The following is a 15,308-nucleotide window of genomic DNA, read 5'->3' on the forward strand; positions in this document are numbered from 1 at the left end:
TCTTTGTATGGCGTGAATCGGGGACGGTTTTATCGGTCGGTCGTGACGCTTTGATGGCGTCAAGAACCGGACAGAGTTACAATACGTCAGTTACGCCGGCAATCTCTTGTCATCTTGCCGGCTTCCTGGGTCAAAAATACCTTAGTCTCATGTTCCGACAGCGCAGCATTCAGAATCTCGTCCGCACGACAGGCGTCGGCGTCCACTCCGGACGGCGGGTCGAGCTCACCCTGCGCCCGGCGGCGCCCAATACGGGCATCGTGTTCCATCGCGTTGACCTGCCCGAAGTCGTCGACCTGCCCGCGCAGGCCACGGGCGTGGGCGATACGCGCATGGCGTCCGTGCTGCAGCAGGGCAATGTCCGCGTGTCCACGGTGGAACATCTCATGTCGGCGCTGGCCGGCCTGGGCATAGACAACCTGCATATCGACCTCACTGCCGAAGAAGTCCCCATCATGGACGGCAGTGCGGCAACCTTCGTGTACCTGTTGCGCTCGGCGGGCATCGTCGAGCAGAACGCGCCGAAGCAGTTCATCCGCGTGTTGAAGACGGTGGAAGTGCGCGAGGGCGAAGGCCGCAACGAGAAGTGGGCCCGCCTCGAACCCCATGAAGGGTACGCGCTGGCCTTCTCGATCGACTTCCGCCACCCCGCCATCGACTCGACCGCGAATTTCGCCGAAATCGATTTCGCCACCCATTCGTATGTGCGCGAGATCGCGCGCGCCCGCACCTTCGGCTTCGTCAACGAAGTCGAGGCGCTGCGCTCGATGGGCCTGGCCCGCGGCGGCAGCCTGGACAACGCCATCGTGATGGACGAATACCGCGTCTTGAACAGCGATGGCCTGCGCTACGACGACGAATTCGTGAAGCACAAGATCCTGGACGCCATCGGCGATCTTTACCTGCTGGGCAAGCCGCTGGTGGCGCGCTATGTGGCGTGCAAGTCGGGCCATGGCCTGAACAACCAGTTGGCGCGCGCGCTGCTGGCGCAGCGTGACGCCTGGGAACTGGTCAGCTACGAATCGCAGGCCGAGGCGCCGCAGGCGTTCCGGCACGAATGGCAACTGGCCTGAGGTCGGTCAGCCGCTGATGGTCGGTGCACCGGGGTCCGTCCCCGGCTGGAAACCGGCCATTTTCATTTGGATGGCTCCTCATGGGGGGCCATGCCTCACTCCGCTGGCGCGGTCCCGGCGCCTACCGCGGGGTCATCCCGTCCGGCAATGGAGCCATTGCGGTCATCCGAAAGGCGGGCATCCGGACAAGCCCGGCTATCTCAGCTACTCTTGTGGTGCTTCAATAGCCTGGCCACCGCGTCGGCCAACGGGCCGGGGCGCAGGTTGTCATGCAGGGTCTCGAAGGCGCCCAGGGCGGCATCGCCCAGCGGCTGCGCCTCTTTCGGCGGCAGCGGCTTGCGGGCGCCGGGCTTGGGCAGGCCGGCTTGTACCTTCACGGCAATTTCGTTAAGGTTCCAGCCTTGGTCCGCCAAGGCCTGCGCGATGCGCGGGGCCAATTGACGCATCTTCGCCGCGTGCGCGGCGCTGGGCACCACCAGTTGAAGGCGCTGGTTTTCCAGCTTGCCGACCTGGCAGACGGAGCCCAACGGGGCGGGCAGGATCGCCGCCACCGCATATTGGATTTGCAAGTGCTTGCGGGCGGTCGCCAGTACCCCGGCGCCCCGCATGTCATGACCCAGCCATCCCAGGGCGGTATTTTCCCCTCGCCGGCTGGAACTGGAACGTTGACGGTATGAAGTGGGTCTATTCATCCCGGCTCTGAGAATTAGGAAGCAAACCTTGAAAATCGTGATTATGCACGCCCGCGACGGGCAGGACGGGCATTTCACCCTGGGAGGCGCGCGCTTGGCGTTGTTTCTGGGGGGCGCGCTGATGACGGCCGCCATCTTCGGCGCCGCCCTTCAGCGCTACATTACACCCATCCTGCCCGCCGTACACACCGTCGGCTGGCCGCTGTCCGAGCAGCCGGGGCGTGATGCCGATTTCCTGCGCGGAAACATGAACCTGCTGGCCGCCAAGGTGGGCGCGTTGCAGGCCAAGCTGGCCAGCATCGACGGCCTGGGTCAGCGGGTGGCGAAGGTGGCGGGGGTGGCCTACACCGACCCCGAGGTGGCCAAGCAACTGGCCTCGGCCCCGGTCGACACGCAGCATGCGCCCGAGGCCACCCAGGTGATGGACGACCTGTTCACCGAAGGCACGCCGCCCAGCGCCGCCTCGGCCGAGGCCCTGGGCCGCCAGCTGGACGAGATCCAGGAACGGCTGGCCCTGCAGACCGACAACCTCAAGCTGCTGGACGCGGCGCTGACCCGGCGCTCGGCCGATCAGGCGCGCATGCCGACGGCGATGCCGATCACCGATTATCCCTACCTCAGTTCTTCCTATGGCTGGCGGCGTAATCCCGTCACCGGACGCTCCGCCATGCACGAGGGGCTGGACTTCGCCGCGCCGCCGGGCACGCCCATCCTGGCGGCCTCGGGCGGGGTGGTGCTGGAAGCCAAATTCCACCCCGGTTACGGCAACATGGTCGAGATCGACCATGGCGACGGTCTGATCACACGGTATGCCCATGCCTCTTCCCTGATGGTCAAGCAGGGGCAATTGGTCGAACGGGGCCAGCAGGTGGCGCGGGTCGGTTCGTCCGGCCGCTCCACCGGGCCGCACCTGCATTTCGAGGTCCGCCTGGCCGGGCAGCCGCTGGATCCGCGGCTGTTCCTCGGCCCGCAGCAGCACGCGCCGCCGACGGTGGCGCAAGCCGCCGGCGACAGCGCCGCGCGCTGACGCCCGATCCAGGCTACAGTGCCACCCTGGCCATAGGTCCAGGCTATTACGCGCCAGGTGCGTTAAACTGGTTCGTTTCCCAGCGGACCCCCGCTCAACCAAATAAATCAAGTCACGGGCGACGCCGCCCTGGCCCCATGCGGGCGCGGCGGGGCTCGTGCGGCCGACATACGCATGGTTTCTCTGCTCAAAAAACTCATAGGCAGCCGCAACGACCGGCTGCTTAAGCAGTATCGCAAGCTGGTAACCCAGATCAATGGGCTGGAGCCCAAGATCTCCGCGCTCTCCGATGCGGAGCTGGCGGCCAAGACCGCGGAATTCCGTTCCCGTCATTCCCAGGGCACGTCGCTGGACGACCTGCTGCCCGAGGCCTTCGCCGTGGTGCGCGAAGCGGGCAAGCGGGTGTTCGGCATGCGCCACTTCGATGCCCAGTTGCTGGGCGGCATCGCCCTGCACAGCGGCAAGATCGCCGAAATGCGCACGGGCGAAGGCAAGACGCTGATGGCCACGCTGCCGGTCTACCTGAACGCGATCGCCGCCAAGGGCGTGCACGTGGTCACGGTGAACGACTACCTGGCCCGCCGCGACGCCGAATGGATGGGACGCCTGTATCACTTCCTTGGCCTGTCCACGGGCGTGGTGGTGCCGCAGCAGCCGAACGAGGAAAAGAAGGCCGCCTACGCCGCCGACATTACCTACGGCACCAACAACGAATTCGGATTCGACTACCTGCGCGACAACATGGAATACCGTGTTGAGGACCGGCGCCAGCGCGGCCTGTTCTACGCCATCGTCGACGAAGTGGACTCGATCCTCATCGACGAAGCGCGCACGCCGCTGATCATCTCCGGCCAGGCCGAGGACCACACCGAACTCTACATCCGCATGAACGCGGTGCCGCCGCTGCTGACCCGCATGGCCAGCGAGCCCAAGCCGCAGGAGCCGGAACCCGAGGGCGACTACTGGGTCGATGAAAAGAGCCAGCAGGTCTACCTGTCGGAAGCCGGCCACGTCAACGCCGAAGGCATCCTGGCGCGCCTGGGCATCCTGCCCGAGGGCGAGTCGCTGTACGACCCGCGCCACATCGCGCTGATGCATCACCTGATGGTGGCGCTGCGCGCCAACACGCTGTTCTTCCGCGACCAGCAATACGTGGTGCAGGATGGCGAAGTCATCATCGTCGACGAATTCACCGGCCGCCTGATGGTGGGTCGCCGCTGGTCCGACGGCCTGCACCAGGCGGTCGAGGCCAAGGAAGGCGTGAAGATCCAGCACGAGAACCAGACGCTGGCGTCGATCACCTTCCAGAACTACTTCCGCATGTACGAGAAGCTGTCCGGCATGACCGGCACGGCCGACACGGAAGCGTACGAATTCCAGGAGATCTACGGGCTCGAGACGGTCATCATCCCGACCAACAAGCCCATGATCCGCAAGGACCAGAACGACCAGGTCTTCAAGACCGACGGCGAAAAGTACAACGCCATCCTCGAAGACATCCGCGATTGCCACGAGCGCGGCCAGCCGGTGCTGGTGGGCACCACCAGCATCGAGAACTCCGAGCTGCTGTCGGGTCTGCTGAAAAAGGCCAAGCTGCCGCACGAGGTGCTGAACGCCAAGCAGCACGCGCGTGAAGCCGAGATCGTCGCCGAAGCCGGCAAGCCGGGCCACATCACCATCGCCACCAACATGGCGGGCCGCGGCACCGACATCGTGCTGGGCGGCAGCGTCGACAAGCAGGTCGACCTGATCCGCGCCGACGAATCGCTGTCCGAAGCCGAAAAGACCGCGCGCATCGAGAAGGTCCGCGCCGACTGGAAGCCGCTCAACGAGCAGGTCAAGGCCGCGGGCGGCCTGCGCATCATCGGCACCGAGCGCCACGAATCGCGCCGTATCGACAACCAGCTGCGCGGCCGCGCCGGCCGCCAGGGCGACCCGGGTTCGTCGCGCTTCTACCTGTCGCTGGAAGATTCGCTGATGCGCATCTTCGCGGGCGACCGCGTGCGCGCCATCATGGAACGCCTGAAGCTGCCCGAGGGCGAGCCGATCGAGGCCGGCATGGTGACGCGTTCCATCGAGACCGCGCAGCGCAAGGTCGAAGGCCGCAACTTCGACATCCGCAAGCAACTGCTGGAATACGACGACGTCGCCAACGACCAGCGCAAGGTGCTGTACGCGCAGCGCAACGAAGTGCTGGAAGCGGCCAGCGTCAGCGCCACGGTCGAGAACCTGCGCGACGCCGCGGTGGTCGACCTGTTCAACACCTACGTGCCGCCGGAATCGGTGGAAGAGCAGTGGGACATCCCGGCCTTGCAGAAGGCGCTGGAGGCTGATTGGCAGATCCACCTGCCGTTGACCGAGATGCTCGAGAAGGAAGCCAACCTGACCGACGAGGATCTGCGCGAGCGCGTGATCGCGGCGGCGCGCGACGTCTACCAGGGCAAGGTCGACCAGGTCGGCGCCGAATCGTGGTCGCAGTTCGAGCGTTCGATCATGCTGCAGGCGATCGACACGCACTGGCGCGAGCACCTGTCGGCGCTGGACTATCTGCGGCAGGGCATCCATCTGCGCGGCTATGCGCAGAAGAACCCCAAGCAGGAATACAAGCGCGAAGCCTTCGAACTGTTCTCGGGCATGCTGGACCGCATCCGCGACGACGTGGTGCGCGTGCTGATGACGGTGCGCGTGCAGTCGTCCGAGCAGGTCGAGCAGGCCGAGGCCGAAGCGGCCCAGTCGCACGTGCAGAACGTGCAGTACCACCACTCCGACTACGACGAGGCCCTGGCCCAGTCGGCCGACGACGCGGGCGCCCAGCCGGTGCGCAACGTGCTGCCCAAGGTGGGCCGCAACGATCCGTGCCCGTGCGGCAGCGGCAAGAAGTACAAGCAGTGCCACGGCAAGCTGGTCTGAGCGGATAACGCCATGCTGCATGCCGTCGGCCAGACCGAGTTCGACCACGCCGTGGTCATGGTGCGCGACCGGCTGGATGCGCTTGCGCCGCACTTCGAGCGCCAGGGCTTTCACCTGAGCGACAAGGCGGTGCACAACCTGGGTTCGTGCAACCGCCTGATCGTGCTGGAAGGCACCTACGTCGAACTGCTGGGCTGGCCGCCCGGTGCGCCGCCGGCGCGCAAGGAAATCGCCGATTCGCCCTTCGGGCTCGAGGCGCTGGTGTTCCGCACCTACGACGCCGCGGCCACGCGCGAGCGCCTGCTCGCCGCCGGCTTCGCCGTCAATCCGATGCAGGAACTGTCCCGTCCCGCCATGCTGGACGGCCAGGAAGTCGAGGCCCGTTTTCATACCGTGCGTTTCGCCGAGCAACCGCTGCCCGGCATTCGCATGTATTTCTGCCGTCACCTGACGCCCGAGTGCGTCTGGTCGCCTGAATTGATGGCGCATCCCAATGGCGCCCGCAGCCTGCTTCGCATCGACGCCCGTGCCGCGCAGCCGCGCCAGGTGGCCGAACGGCTGGCCCTGGTGGCAGGGGTGACGGCCGAGGCCGCCGCCGGCGGTTGGGACGTGCCGCTGGCCAACCTGCGCATCCACGTGCGGGAAGACGCCACGGCCGTGACCCCGGTGCTGTCCACGCTGACGCTGGAAAACCGCGACGGCGCCCACTACACGCTCGATACCGGCGTCTGATCCAACTTCCCGCGCGCGGTCGCCGCGCGGGTCTTTCCCTTCGTCCAACTTCCCTCCCTGTCTTTCCGGGGACGGAACGCTGACGTGCGTCTTTCGGGCAAACCCTGGTTGTGGAGCAAAGTGTATGCACTTTAGTATGCACTTCAACCCCAACCCGGAGCGCCCAGGCGGCCGACACCCTCATGACGCCATCCCGACCCGCAGCCCGCACCATGGCCGGCCAGGCCGAGCTGTACAACGCCGTCAAGGCGATGGCGGTGAGTTTCGAGTTCAAGCCGGGCGAGCGCATCAACGAAGTCGAACTGGCCAGGCGCCTGAACGTGAGCCGTACGCCGCTGCGCGAGGTGCTCAACCAACTGATGGTGGAGGGCTTCCTGACCCGTTCGGTGAACCGCGGTTTCATCGCGCGGCTGCTCGACGCCAAGCAGATCCATAGCCTCTATGAATACCGCGCGGTGCTTGAAGCCGGCATCGTGCGCGCCGCCTGCGAACGCGCCACCGATGAGGAACTGGCGGCGCTGCGCGCGTTTGTCGAACGCTCGCGCGACGTGCCCGAGGACAGTGACGCGACCCGCCTGCTGGAGCTGGACGAGGCGTTTCACCTGACACTGGCACGCTATTCGCGCAATGACGAATTCGTGCGCGCGCTGGAGAGCGTCAACGCCCGCATCCATTTCGTGCGCTGGATCGACATGCAGCAGGGCCGCCGCAGCCACACCCAGGGCGAACACTTGCGCATTGTCCAGGCGCTGGAGCGGCGCGACGTCGATGCCCTGCCGGACATGATGCGCAGCCACATCGGCCGGCGGCTGGACCAGATCACCGATGTCATCCGCACCGGCTTTTCCACGATTTACATGCGGGACCAGGCCGAACCCGCTGTCGCAGCGCCGGCCAACACCACAACAGCAGGGGAAAACACATGACCTACACAACGATGCGGCGCGCCTTGGCGGCCGTCTGCGCGCTTGCCGCGCTGGGAGGCGGCCTGGCCGCCGCGCCCGCCCATGCGGAGGAAAAGCCGCTGATCCTGGTGGTGCCGTATCCGCCCGGCGGCAGCACCGATATCCTGGCCCGCATCCTGCAGCCTCGGCTGTCCAAGGAACTGGGCGGCCGCGCCGTGGTGGTGGAGAACCGCCCGGGCGCCGCCAGCCAGATCGCCACCGCTTTCGTGGCGCGGGCCGAACCGGACGGCAGCACGCTGCTTGTCAGCTTCGACAATCACGGCATCAACCCGGCGGTGAAGCCCAAGCTGCCGTACGACACCTTCAAGGACTTCGTCGCCATCACCCAGACCGTGCGCTTCCCGCTGGTGCTGGGCGCCAATCCGGGCGTGCCGGGCGATAACCTGAAGGAATTCCTGGCGGCCGCGGCCAAGCAGCCGCCCAACAAGTTCAACTATGCCTCCACCGGCGTGGGATCGCTGAACCACCTGGCGCCCGAAGAACTCAAGCGCCTGTCCAAGGTGGAGCTACTGCACGTGCCGTACGGCGGCGGCGGACCGGCCATCCAGGCCGTGGTGGGCGGCCAGGCCAACATGACCTGGTTGAGCTTCGCCGCGCTGCGCGGCCAGATCCAGGCCGGCAAGATCAAGCCGCTGGCGGTGGCCGGCGAGAAGCGCCTGCCGGACCTGCCCAATGTGCCGACGGTGGCGGAGTCCGGTTTTCCGGGCTTCGTCGCCTATTCGTGGAGCGGCATGTTCGCGCCCAAGGGCACGCCGGCGGCGACCGTCAAGAAGCTGACGCAGGCGTTCAACACGGTGCTGGCCGACCCGGACGTCAAGAAGAAGCTGGAAGAGGCCGGCTTCGAGATCGTGGCCTCGAACGGCCCGGCGCTGGATGCCTACGTGAAGGCGGAATACGACCGCTGGAGCAAGTTCATCAAGAGCAGCAACATCAACCTGGATAACTGAGCGGCCGGTGGCGGCGCGCCTTCGCGCGCCGCCCGGTCCGCGCATCGCGTGGAGAAGACATGGATACCTTGACTGGCGCCGAAGCAATGGTGCGGATGCTGCAACACAACGGCGTCAAACATATTTTCGGCCTGTGCGGCGATACCAGCCTGCCGTTCTACGACGCGCTCTACCGGCTGGATCACGGTATGCAACACATCCTGACCCGTGACGAGCGCAGCGCCGGCTACATGGCCGACGCCTATGCCCGCGTGACCGGCAAGGTCGGCGTATGCGAAGGGCCGAGCGGCGGCGGTGCGACTTATCTGCTGCCGGGGCTGGTGGAGGCCAACGAGTCGTCCATTCCGGTGCTGGGCATCACGTCCGACGTGGCGGTGGGTTCGCGCGGCAAGTACCCGCTGACCGAGCTGGACCAGGAGGCGCTGTACCGGCCGCTGACCAAGTGGAACCGCACCATCGATCGCGCCGACCAGATCCCCGGCATGGTGCGCGCGGCGTTCCGCGCCATGACCACCGGCAAGCCCGGCGCGGCGCACCTGTGCTTTCCGTATGACGTGATGAAGCAGCAGGTCGATGGCGCCGACGTCTGGGCCCAGCCCGAGCACGCGCAATTTCCGTCGCTGCGCTACGCGCCGGATCCGTCGGACGTGGCGCGCGCGGCGCAGCGCCTGGTGGGCGCGCGTTCGCCGGTCATCATCTGCGGCGGCGGCGTGGTGATCGCCGGCGCCAGCGGCGCGCTGCAGGAACTGGCCGAGAGCCTGAAGGCGGCGGTCTGCGTGACCGTCAGCGGCCAGGGCAGCCTGGCCGACACCCATCCGCTGAACGCGGGCGTGGTGGGTTCGAACGGCGGCGTGATGGCCACGCGCGACGTGGTGGCCGCGGCCGACGTGGTGCTGTTCGTCGGCTGCCGCGCGGGTTCGACCTCGACCGAGCACTGGCGCTTCCCGAACCGCGACGTGCCGATCCTGCACATCGACATCGACCCGATGGTGATCGGCGCCAACTACCTGACCGAAGTCGGCTTGGTGGGCGATGCCAAGCTGGCCCTGCAGGCGCTGGGCGCCGAGGTGCAGGCGCGCCTGGCGCACCGGCCGTCCGACGCCGTCGATGGCGCGGTGCTGGCGGGCCGCGCCAAGGCCGCGCGGCGCGCGCAACTGGAGCCGCTGGCGAGCAGCCTGGAGGCGCCGATTCGCCCCGAACGCGTGGTGCAGTCGCTCAATCGCCTGCTGCCCGACGACGCCGTGGTGTGCGCGGATCCCGGCACGCCGTGCCCGTACTTCTCGGCCTACTACGACGTGTCGCGGCCCGGCCGCCACTTCATCACCAACCGCGCCCATGGCGCCTTGGGCTTTTCGATGTCGGCGGCCCTGGGCGCCTGGGTCGGCCGGCCGAACGCCAAGTGCGTGTCGGTGATGGGCGACGGCAGCTTCGGCTTCACGGTCGGCGAGCTCGAGACCATCGTGCGCCACAAGGCGCCGCTGCTGATGATCGTGTTTTCGAACTCTGTCTATGGCTGGATCAAGGCCAGCCAGAAGGCCGGCTACGACAAGCGCTACTACAGCGTGGACTTCGACCGTACCGACCACGCCCGCATTGCCGAAGCCTACGGCGTGAAGGCCTGGCGGGTCGAGGACCCGGCCAAGCTGGACGCGGCGATCAAGGCGGCGATGGAGCATGACGGCCCGGCGCTGATCGACGTGGTGGCGCAGCCGCTGCAGGACGCCGCGGCGCCGGTCAGCCAGTGGATGGGCTGAGAACCCGGCCGGGAAATGTGCAGCGGGGCCTTGGAAGGCCCCGCTTTTTTTTCGGGATGCCGGTTGCGGCGGACGGCGTCAGTGCGGCGCGGGCGTGGGCACCAGATGATTGACGCCGGTGCAGAGATCGGCCTGGTCGACCCCGTAGATATGCAGGGACACGGCAACGCCGGGGCCGGCATTGCCGAGGCGGTGGATCTGATGCAGGCCCTGGGACGCGGTGATGATGTCGCCCGGGCGGCGGCTGACTTCGCCGCAGGGCAGGGCGGCGCCGGCGGCGGGGTCCCAGCGGTAATGGGTTTCGGCCAGTTCGCCCTGCAGCACCTGGTACGTGCACCAGGTCTTGTGGCCATGGACCGGGCTGAATTGTCCCGGGCGCCAGATCAGGTAGGCGACGGTGAAGGCGCCGTGCGGGTCGGCATAGGCGATGTGGCGGGTGTAGCGGTCGGGGCGGCCGGCGCGCAGTTCCGCGGGCAGGGCTTGCAGCATGTCGCCGGCATTGGCGACGCTGGCGGCCAGCTCGCGCAGCAAGGCGCGGGCCGCGTTCATCTGGGCGGCCTGCACCGATTCGCACAGCGAGCGCAGGTCGGCGGTGGCGAGCGGGAGGTTGGGCATGGACGTACGCCTGAATGACAAGCTTTCATCTTAGGGTTTCATGCTGGAATGCCTTTGCCAAATTGGCCCGCATGGAACGGATGTTTAGAAAAAAATTCCACCCCGGCGCGCCGCCCCCGCTCCTATACTGATCCGCATCTTGGAACCACTCTGGAGGGGTTGGCATGGATCTCGGGATCAGCGGCAAGACGGCATTGGTATTCGGCGGCAGCCGCGGCATGGGACGGGCCTGCGCCCTGCAATTGGCGCGCGAAGGCGTGGCGGTGACAATCGCGGCGCGCAATCCGCAGACGCTGGAGCAGGCCGCGAGCGAGATCTCGCGGGAGGCCGGCATCGGCGTGGGCTGGGTCTCGGCCGACCTGACCCGGCCAGAGGGACGCGACGCCGCGCTGGCCGCCTGTCCCCATCCCGATATCCTGATCAACAATGCCGACGGCCCCATGCCGGGCGATTTCCGCGATTGGTCGCACGATGACTGGATCGCGGCGCTGGACTCGATGATGCTCGGCCCGATCGACATGATCCGGCGCGTGGTCGACGGCATGATCGAGCGGCGCTTCGGCCGCATCGTCAACATCGTGTCGCGCAGCGTGAAGGCGCCGCATGCAGAACTGGGCCTGTCCAACGGCGCGCGGGCGGGGCTGATCGGCTTTGTCAGCGGCCTTGCGCGGCAGACCGTGAGGCACAACGTCACCATCAACAACCTGCTGCCCGGGGCCTTCGCCACCGATGCGCAGGCGCGCCATATCCGCGGGATGCTGGAGGAAGGCGGCAAGACCTTCGAGCAGCTGTGGGACGAGCGTGGCCGCGCCAGTCCCGCCGGCCGCTATGGCCAGCCCGAGGAGCTGGGGGCGCTGTGCGCCTATGTCTGCTCGGCGCAGGCGGGCTACATGACGGCGCAGAACATCCTGCTCGATGGCGGCGGCTACCCCGGCACGTACTGAATCCGCGCCGCCGGCGCTGTCCCGGGCCGCTTAGGGTGTTCCACGGCTGGACGCGGTCCGGGCGTCAGGGCAAGATTGCGGCGATATCGCTTGAGGAACCTCCATGGACCAGACGGACATCAAGATCCTGGCGTTGCTGCAGAAGGATGCCACCTGCTCGGTCGCCGAGATCGCCGAGCAGGTCAACCTGTCCGTCACGCCATGCTGGCGCCGCATCCAGAAGCTCAAGGACGACGGTGTCATCGCCCGCAACGCGATTCTGCTGGACCCGCGCGCACTGGGGCTGAACCTGACCGTGTTCGTCTCCATCAAGACCAGCCAGCACAACGAGAAATGGACCCAGAGCCTGATCAACGCCGTCATGGCGCTGCCGAACGTGGTCGAATTCCATCGCATGGCGGGCGACATCGACTACCTGCTCAAGGTGGTGGTCGAGGACATGGCGGCCTATGACCGCTTCTACCGCCGCCTGATCGCCGCGGTCGACCTGCTGGACGTCAGCGCCAGCTTCTCGATGGAAGTCATCAAGAGCACCACGGAATTGCCGCTGGACGCGCTCTAGGCGCGGCCGCCCGACACGCTCCGCGCGGGGTCGTTCCCAGAGGGGCGGCCGGTGGCAAACGGGCCCGGACGCCAACGCGCAATTTTTTTCCCTGGCGCCGGCCTCCGGCGAATACAAATTTCTTTCGGCCTGTTGCAGGCGCCCTATCTCGCAATTCTTTTGCGCGCCGGGCGGCGTAGCATATCCGTCATTCCCGCCATGGGAATGAACCCGGGATATCAGAGGACCCTATGTCGTTGGCAGTACCCGCCGGCTGTGCCGGACTGGCGAAGACGCAACCCGCGTCGGTGGAAGAGCTTTTGGTGGGATGGAACGGCACCGACGACCTGTGGGTGTTCGCCTACGGCTCCCTGATCTGGCATCCCGGCTTTGCCTGGCGCGAACGGCGCCTGGCCACGGTGCGCGGCTATCACCGCTCGCTTTGCCTGTGGTCGCATGACCACCGCGGCTCGCCCGACAATCCCGGACTGGTGTTCGGGCTGGACCGCGGCGGCTGCTGCCGCGGCGTGGCGTTCCAGATCGCGGCCGATGACGTGCCGGTGGTGTTCCAGGCGTTGTGGCGCCGCGAGATGGTCACTGGCGCCTATACGCCGCGCTGGCTGACCTGCCATACCGAGCAGGCGCCGGTGCGCGGCCTGGTGTTTCTGCTCAATCGCGCCTGCCAGGAATACGCTGCCGACCTGAGCGACGACCGCCTGCTGGCGTCGGTGCGCAACGCGGTCGGGCATTCAGGCCCCTGCCTGGATTACGTGGTGGAAACCGAAAAAGCGCTGCGCGCCCACGGCATTGACGATTGGCGCCTGGGCGAACTGGTGCGCCGCCTGGGCATGCAGCCCTGCTGAAAGGCGGCTCGTCCGAGGCCGCTGAAGCGCCTTGCGGCGGGCGCCTGGGACGGTTCCGCGGCGGCGCGCCGGGCCGTCAGAAGGCCCAGCGGCCGAACATGAACAGCACGTTGCCCGCGCCGCGCGAGCCGGGGATGTAGGTGGCGTACAGCATGGTGTCCTTGTAGCCGGCCGAGACCAGCGGCAGCACGCCAGGGAAGGGCACGTAGCTCATGATGTCGTGGCGCGCGGTCAGGAATACCGTATAGCCGGCGCCTAGCCGGAAGTTCTCGCTGACCCGTCCGATCTTCAGGAAACCATAGCCGGCGATCGGCTCGACCTTGCTGTGCGAGTCCAGGAAGGCCATGGCGTACAGGCCTTGCCAGTCGCCGTCCTCGTCGTAGATGCTGCGGCCATAGCCGCCGCCCCAGGCCAGCTCGTTAAAGCTGTTGATCTTCTCGCGGCTGTACATGGCGCGGTTGTGCCACGCGTAGCCGCTGAAATAGAGATCATTGCCGCCTTCGGTCCAGATCTGGTCGAGGCGTTGGCAGGCGGACTGGGCCCACGAGGGCAAATTGTCGCAGGCGTGCGCGGCGGCACTGAAGGTCGAGAGCAGCAGGCAAAAAAGCGCGGCCCGGAATCTGGCGGTCATTGTAAGAACAGAGAATGATGACAACTCCGTTACTGTAACGGAGCCGCCGCCATCTTGACTGTCATGCCGCTGTCAAAAAGCCGCCCTGGATATACGGTGAAACAATCCTGTGCAAGTCCGTTGTGGACGCGCTACAGCAGGAAAATGGTGGCCAGGCCCAGGAAGATGAAAAAGCCGAGCGAGTCGGTGGCGAAGGTCAGCAGCACCGACGACCCCATGGCGGGGTCCTTGCCGAAGCGGGCCCGCACCATCGGCACCAGCACGCCGACAGAGGCCCCGACCAGCATGTTGCAGACCATGGCCGCCATCATCACCAGCGCGATCGAGATCGAATGCGAGATGGCCCAGGCGAACAGGGCCGCGACCAGGCTGCCGCACAGGCCCACCATCAGGGTCACGAACAGTTCGCGCTTGACCAGCTGCCACAGGTTGCGGCCGGTGATGCGGCCCATGGCCAGGGCGCGGATGATCAGCGTCATGGTCTGGTTGCCCGAGTTGCCGCCGATGCCGGCGACGATCGACATCAGGAACGCCAGGATCACGATCTGGCTGACCGTGCCCTCGAATTGCGAGGCCACGAACGACGCCGTGGCGGCGGTACAGAGGTTGAACAGCAGCCAGGGCGCGCGGTTGCGCAGCGCGGTGCTGACCGGCGCGAAGATGTCCTCTTCCTGCAGGCCGGCGCGTGACAGGGCCTGCTCTTGCGAGTCTTCGCGCATCACGTCGACCACGTCGGCGATGGTGACGCGGCCGATCAGGCGGCCCTGGTCGTCCATCACGGGCGCGGAGACCAGGTCGTAGCGTTCGAAGGCGCCGGCCGCGTCGGCGTCGGAGTCGAGCGGATTGAGCGTCAGGAAATCCGAGTTCATGACCGCGCGCACTTCGGTTTCCGGTTCGCTGACCAGCAGGCGCGACAGCGGCAGGATGCCTTGCAGCTTGTCCTGGCGGTCGACCACGAAGATCTGGTCGGTGTGGTCGGGCAGTTCGTGCAGGCGGCGCAGGTAGCGCAGCACCACTTCGAGCGTGACGTCCTCGCGCACCCGGACCATTTCGAAGTCCATGATGGCGCCGACGCTGTCTTCCGGATAGCCCATGGCCTCCAGCAGTTGCGCGCGCTCTTCCTCGGTCAGGCCTTTCTGGACCTCGGCCACCACGTCCGGCGGCAGGTCGGGCGCCAGGTCCGCCAGTTCGTCGGCGTCCATGTTGCCGGTGGCGGCCACCAGGTCCTGGCGGTCCATCGCTTCGATCAGCGATTCGCGCACCCAGTCTTCGACCTCGAGCAGCACGTCGGCGTCGTGCTCGGGGCTGACCAGCTTCCAGATCGTCTGGCGTTCATCCTTGGGCAACGATTCGAGGATGAAGGCGATGTCCGCCGGATGCAGGCCGTCCAGCAGGGTCTTGAGCTCGGCCTCGTGCTGGCGGTGCACCAGGTCTTCGACCAGGTTGGCCTTGGCGTCGCCTTCTTCCTGGCGATGCACCAGGTCGGCGACCAGTTGCTGGCGGCGCAGGCGTTCCTGGACTTCGGCCAGGGCGTGCTGCGCGTCTTCCGGGTCGAGGCGGCGGGGCGTCGCGGGCGGTTTCTGCGCGGCGGCGGACTGCGTCATGCGTTACGAC

14 protein-coding genes are annotated in these 15,308 nt (G+C 66.8%); 10 read left to right on the forward strand and 4 right to left on the reverse strand.

The genetic code is table 11. The features are described 5' to 3' along the window. Positions 1-149: 149 nt before the first annotated feature. Positions 150-1,073 carry a UDP-3-O-acyl-N-acetylglucosamine deacetylase gene (gene lpxC, locus AruCF_RS03305; RefSeq protein WP_006388787.1) on the forward strand — a complete coding sequence of 308 codons (924 nt, stop codon included), beginning with the start codon at positions 150-152 and terminating at the stop codon, positions 1,071-1,073. 200 nt (positions 1,074-1,273) lie between these two features. Here the strand turns inward: lpxC and AruCF_RS03310 are convergent, their stop codons facing one another. Then, the gene (locus tag AruCF_RS03310; RefSeq protein WP_006388788.1) at positions 1,274-1,681 is read right to left on the reverse strand and encodes a flagellar hook-length control protein FliK; all 408 of its coding nucleotides are present in this window, start codon (positions 1,679-1,681) and stop codon (positions 1,274-1,276) included. 127 nt (positions 1,682-1,808) lie between these two features. On the opposite strand from AruCF_RS03310, the gene AruCF_RS03315 reads away from it, so the two are divergent. The 6 genes from AruCF_RS03315 to AruCF_RS03340 all read left to right on the forward strand — a co-directional run bounded on the left by AruCF_RS03315 (position 1,809) and on the right by AruCF_RS03340 (position 10,100). After that, positions 1,809-2,792, forward strand: a complete 984-nt coding sequence (locus AruCF_RS03315) for a M23 family metallopeptidase (protein WP_049071396.1) — start codon at positions 1,809-1,811, stop codon at positions 2,790-2,792. Between the two features lie 174 nt (positions 2,793-2,966). After that, on the forward strand, positions 2,967-5,702 hold the full coding sequence (secA, locus tag AruCF_RS03320; RefSeq protein ID WP_054419228.1) for a preprotein translocase subunit SecA: 2,736 nt from the start codon (positions 2,967-2,969) through the stop codon (positions 5,700-5,702). A gap of 12 nt (positions 5,703-5,714) precedes the next feature. Beyond that, positions 5,715-6,434 carry a VOC family protein gene (locus tag AruCF_RS03325; protein ID WP_049071399.1) on the forward strand — a complete coding sequence of 240 codons (720 nt, stop codon included), beginning with the start codon at positions 5,715-5,717 and terminating at the stop codon, positions 6,432-6,434. Between the two features lie 182 nt (positions 6,435-6,616). Next, positions 6,617-7,360, forward strand: coding sequence for a GntR family transcriptional regulator (locus AruCF_RS03330; RefSeq protein WP_049071400.1), 744 nt, complete (start codon positions 6,617-6,619; stop codon positions 7,358-7,360). Beyond that, positions 7,357-8,346 (forward strand): tripartite tricarboxylate transporter substrate binding protein, encoded by a 990-nt coding sequence (locus AruCF_RS03335; RefSeq protein ID WP_049071401.1) that lies wholly within the window; start codon positions 7,357-7,359, stop codon positions 8,344-8,346. The genes AruCF_RS03330 and AruCF_RS03335 overlap by 4 nt, the downstream gene beginning before the upstream one ends. Before the next feature lie 59 nt (positions 8,347-8,405). After that, the gene (locus tag AruCF_RS03340) at positions 8,406-10,100 is read left to right on the forward strand and encodes a thiamine pyrophosphate-binding protein (RefSeq protein ID WP_049071403.1); all 1,695 of its coding nucleotides are present in this window, start codon (positions 8,406-8,408) and stop codon (positions 10,098-10,100) included. 78 nt (positions 10,101-10,178) lie between these two features. On the opposite strand, the gene AruCF_RS03345 is transcribed toward AruCF_RS03340, so the two are convergent. After that, on the reverse strand, positions 10,179-10,715 hold the full coding sequence (locus tag AruCF_RS03345; RefSeq protein ID WP_049071405.1) for a cysteine dioxygenase family protein: 537 nt from the start codon (positions 10,713-10,715) through the stop codon (positions 10,179-10,181). Positions 10,716-10,879: 164 nt separating this feature from the next. Here AruCF_RS03345 and AruCF_RS03350 point away from each other — a divergent pair, with 164 nt between their 5' ends. The 3 genes from AruCF_RS03350 (at position 10,880) to AruCF_RS03360 (ending at position 13,063) form a co-directional block, all read left to right on the forward strand. Then, positions 10,880-11,659: an SDR family oxidoreductase gene (locus AruCF_RS03350; RefSeq protein ID WP_049071409.1), complete on the forward strand. Its 780-nt coding sequence runs from the start codon at positions 10,880-10,882 to the stop codon at positions 11,657-11,659. A gap of 103 nt (positions 11,660-11,762) precedes the next feature. Then, positions 11,763-12,221, forward strand: a complete 459-nt coding sequence (locus tag AruCF_RS03355) for an Lrp/AsnC family transcriptional regulator (protein WP_006388798.1) — start codon at positions 11,763-11,765, stop codon at positions 12,219-12,221. Positions 12,222-12,451: 230 nt separating this feature from the next. Further along, the gene (locus AruCF_RS03360; RefSeq protein ID WP_049071410.1) at positions 12,452-13,063 is read left to right on the forward strand and encodes a gamma-glutamylcyclotransferase; all 612 of its coding nucleotides are present in this window, start codon (positions 12,452-12,454) and stop codon (positions 13,061-13,063) included. A gap of 76 nt (positions 13,064-13,139) precedes the next feature. Here the strand turns inward: AruCF_RS03360 and pagP are convergent, their stop codons facing one another. Continuing rightward, positions 13,140-13,694 carry a lipid IV(A) palmitoyltransferase PagP gene (gene pagP, locus AruCF_RS03365; protein WP_049071412.1) on the reverse strand — a complete coding sequence of 185 codons (555 nt, stop codon included), beginning with the start codon at positions 13,692-13,694 and terminating at the stop codon, positions 13,140-13,142. Between the two features lie 131 nt (positions 13,695-13,825). Then, the gene (gene mgtE, locus AruCF_RS03370) at positions 13,826-15,298 is read right to left on the reverse strand and encodes a magnesium transporter (protein ID WP_049071414.1); all 1,473 of its coding nucleotides are present in this window, start codon (positions 15,296-15,298) and stop codon (positions 13,826-13,828) included. Positions 15,299-15,308 lie beyond the last annotated feature (10 nt).

Source organism: Achromobacter ruhlandii, from assembly GCF_002082135.1.
Taxonomy (GTDB): Bacteria; Pseudomonadota; Gammaproteobacteria; order Burkholderiales; family Burkholderiaceae_B; genus Achromobacter; species Achromobacter ruhlandii.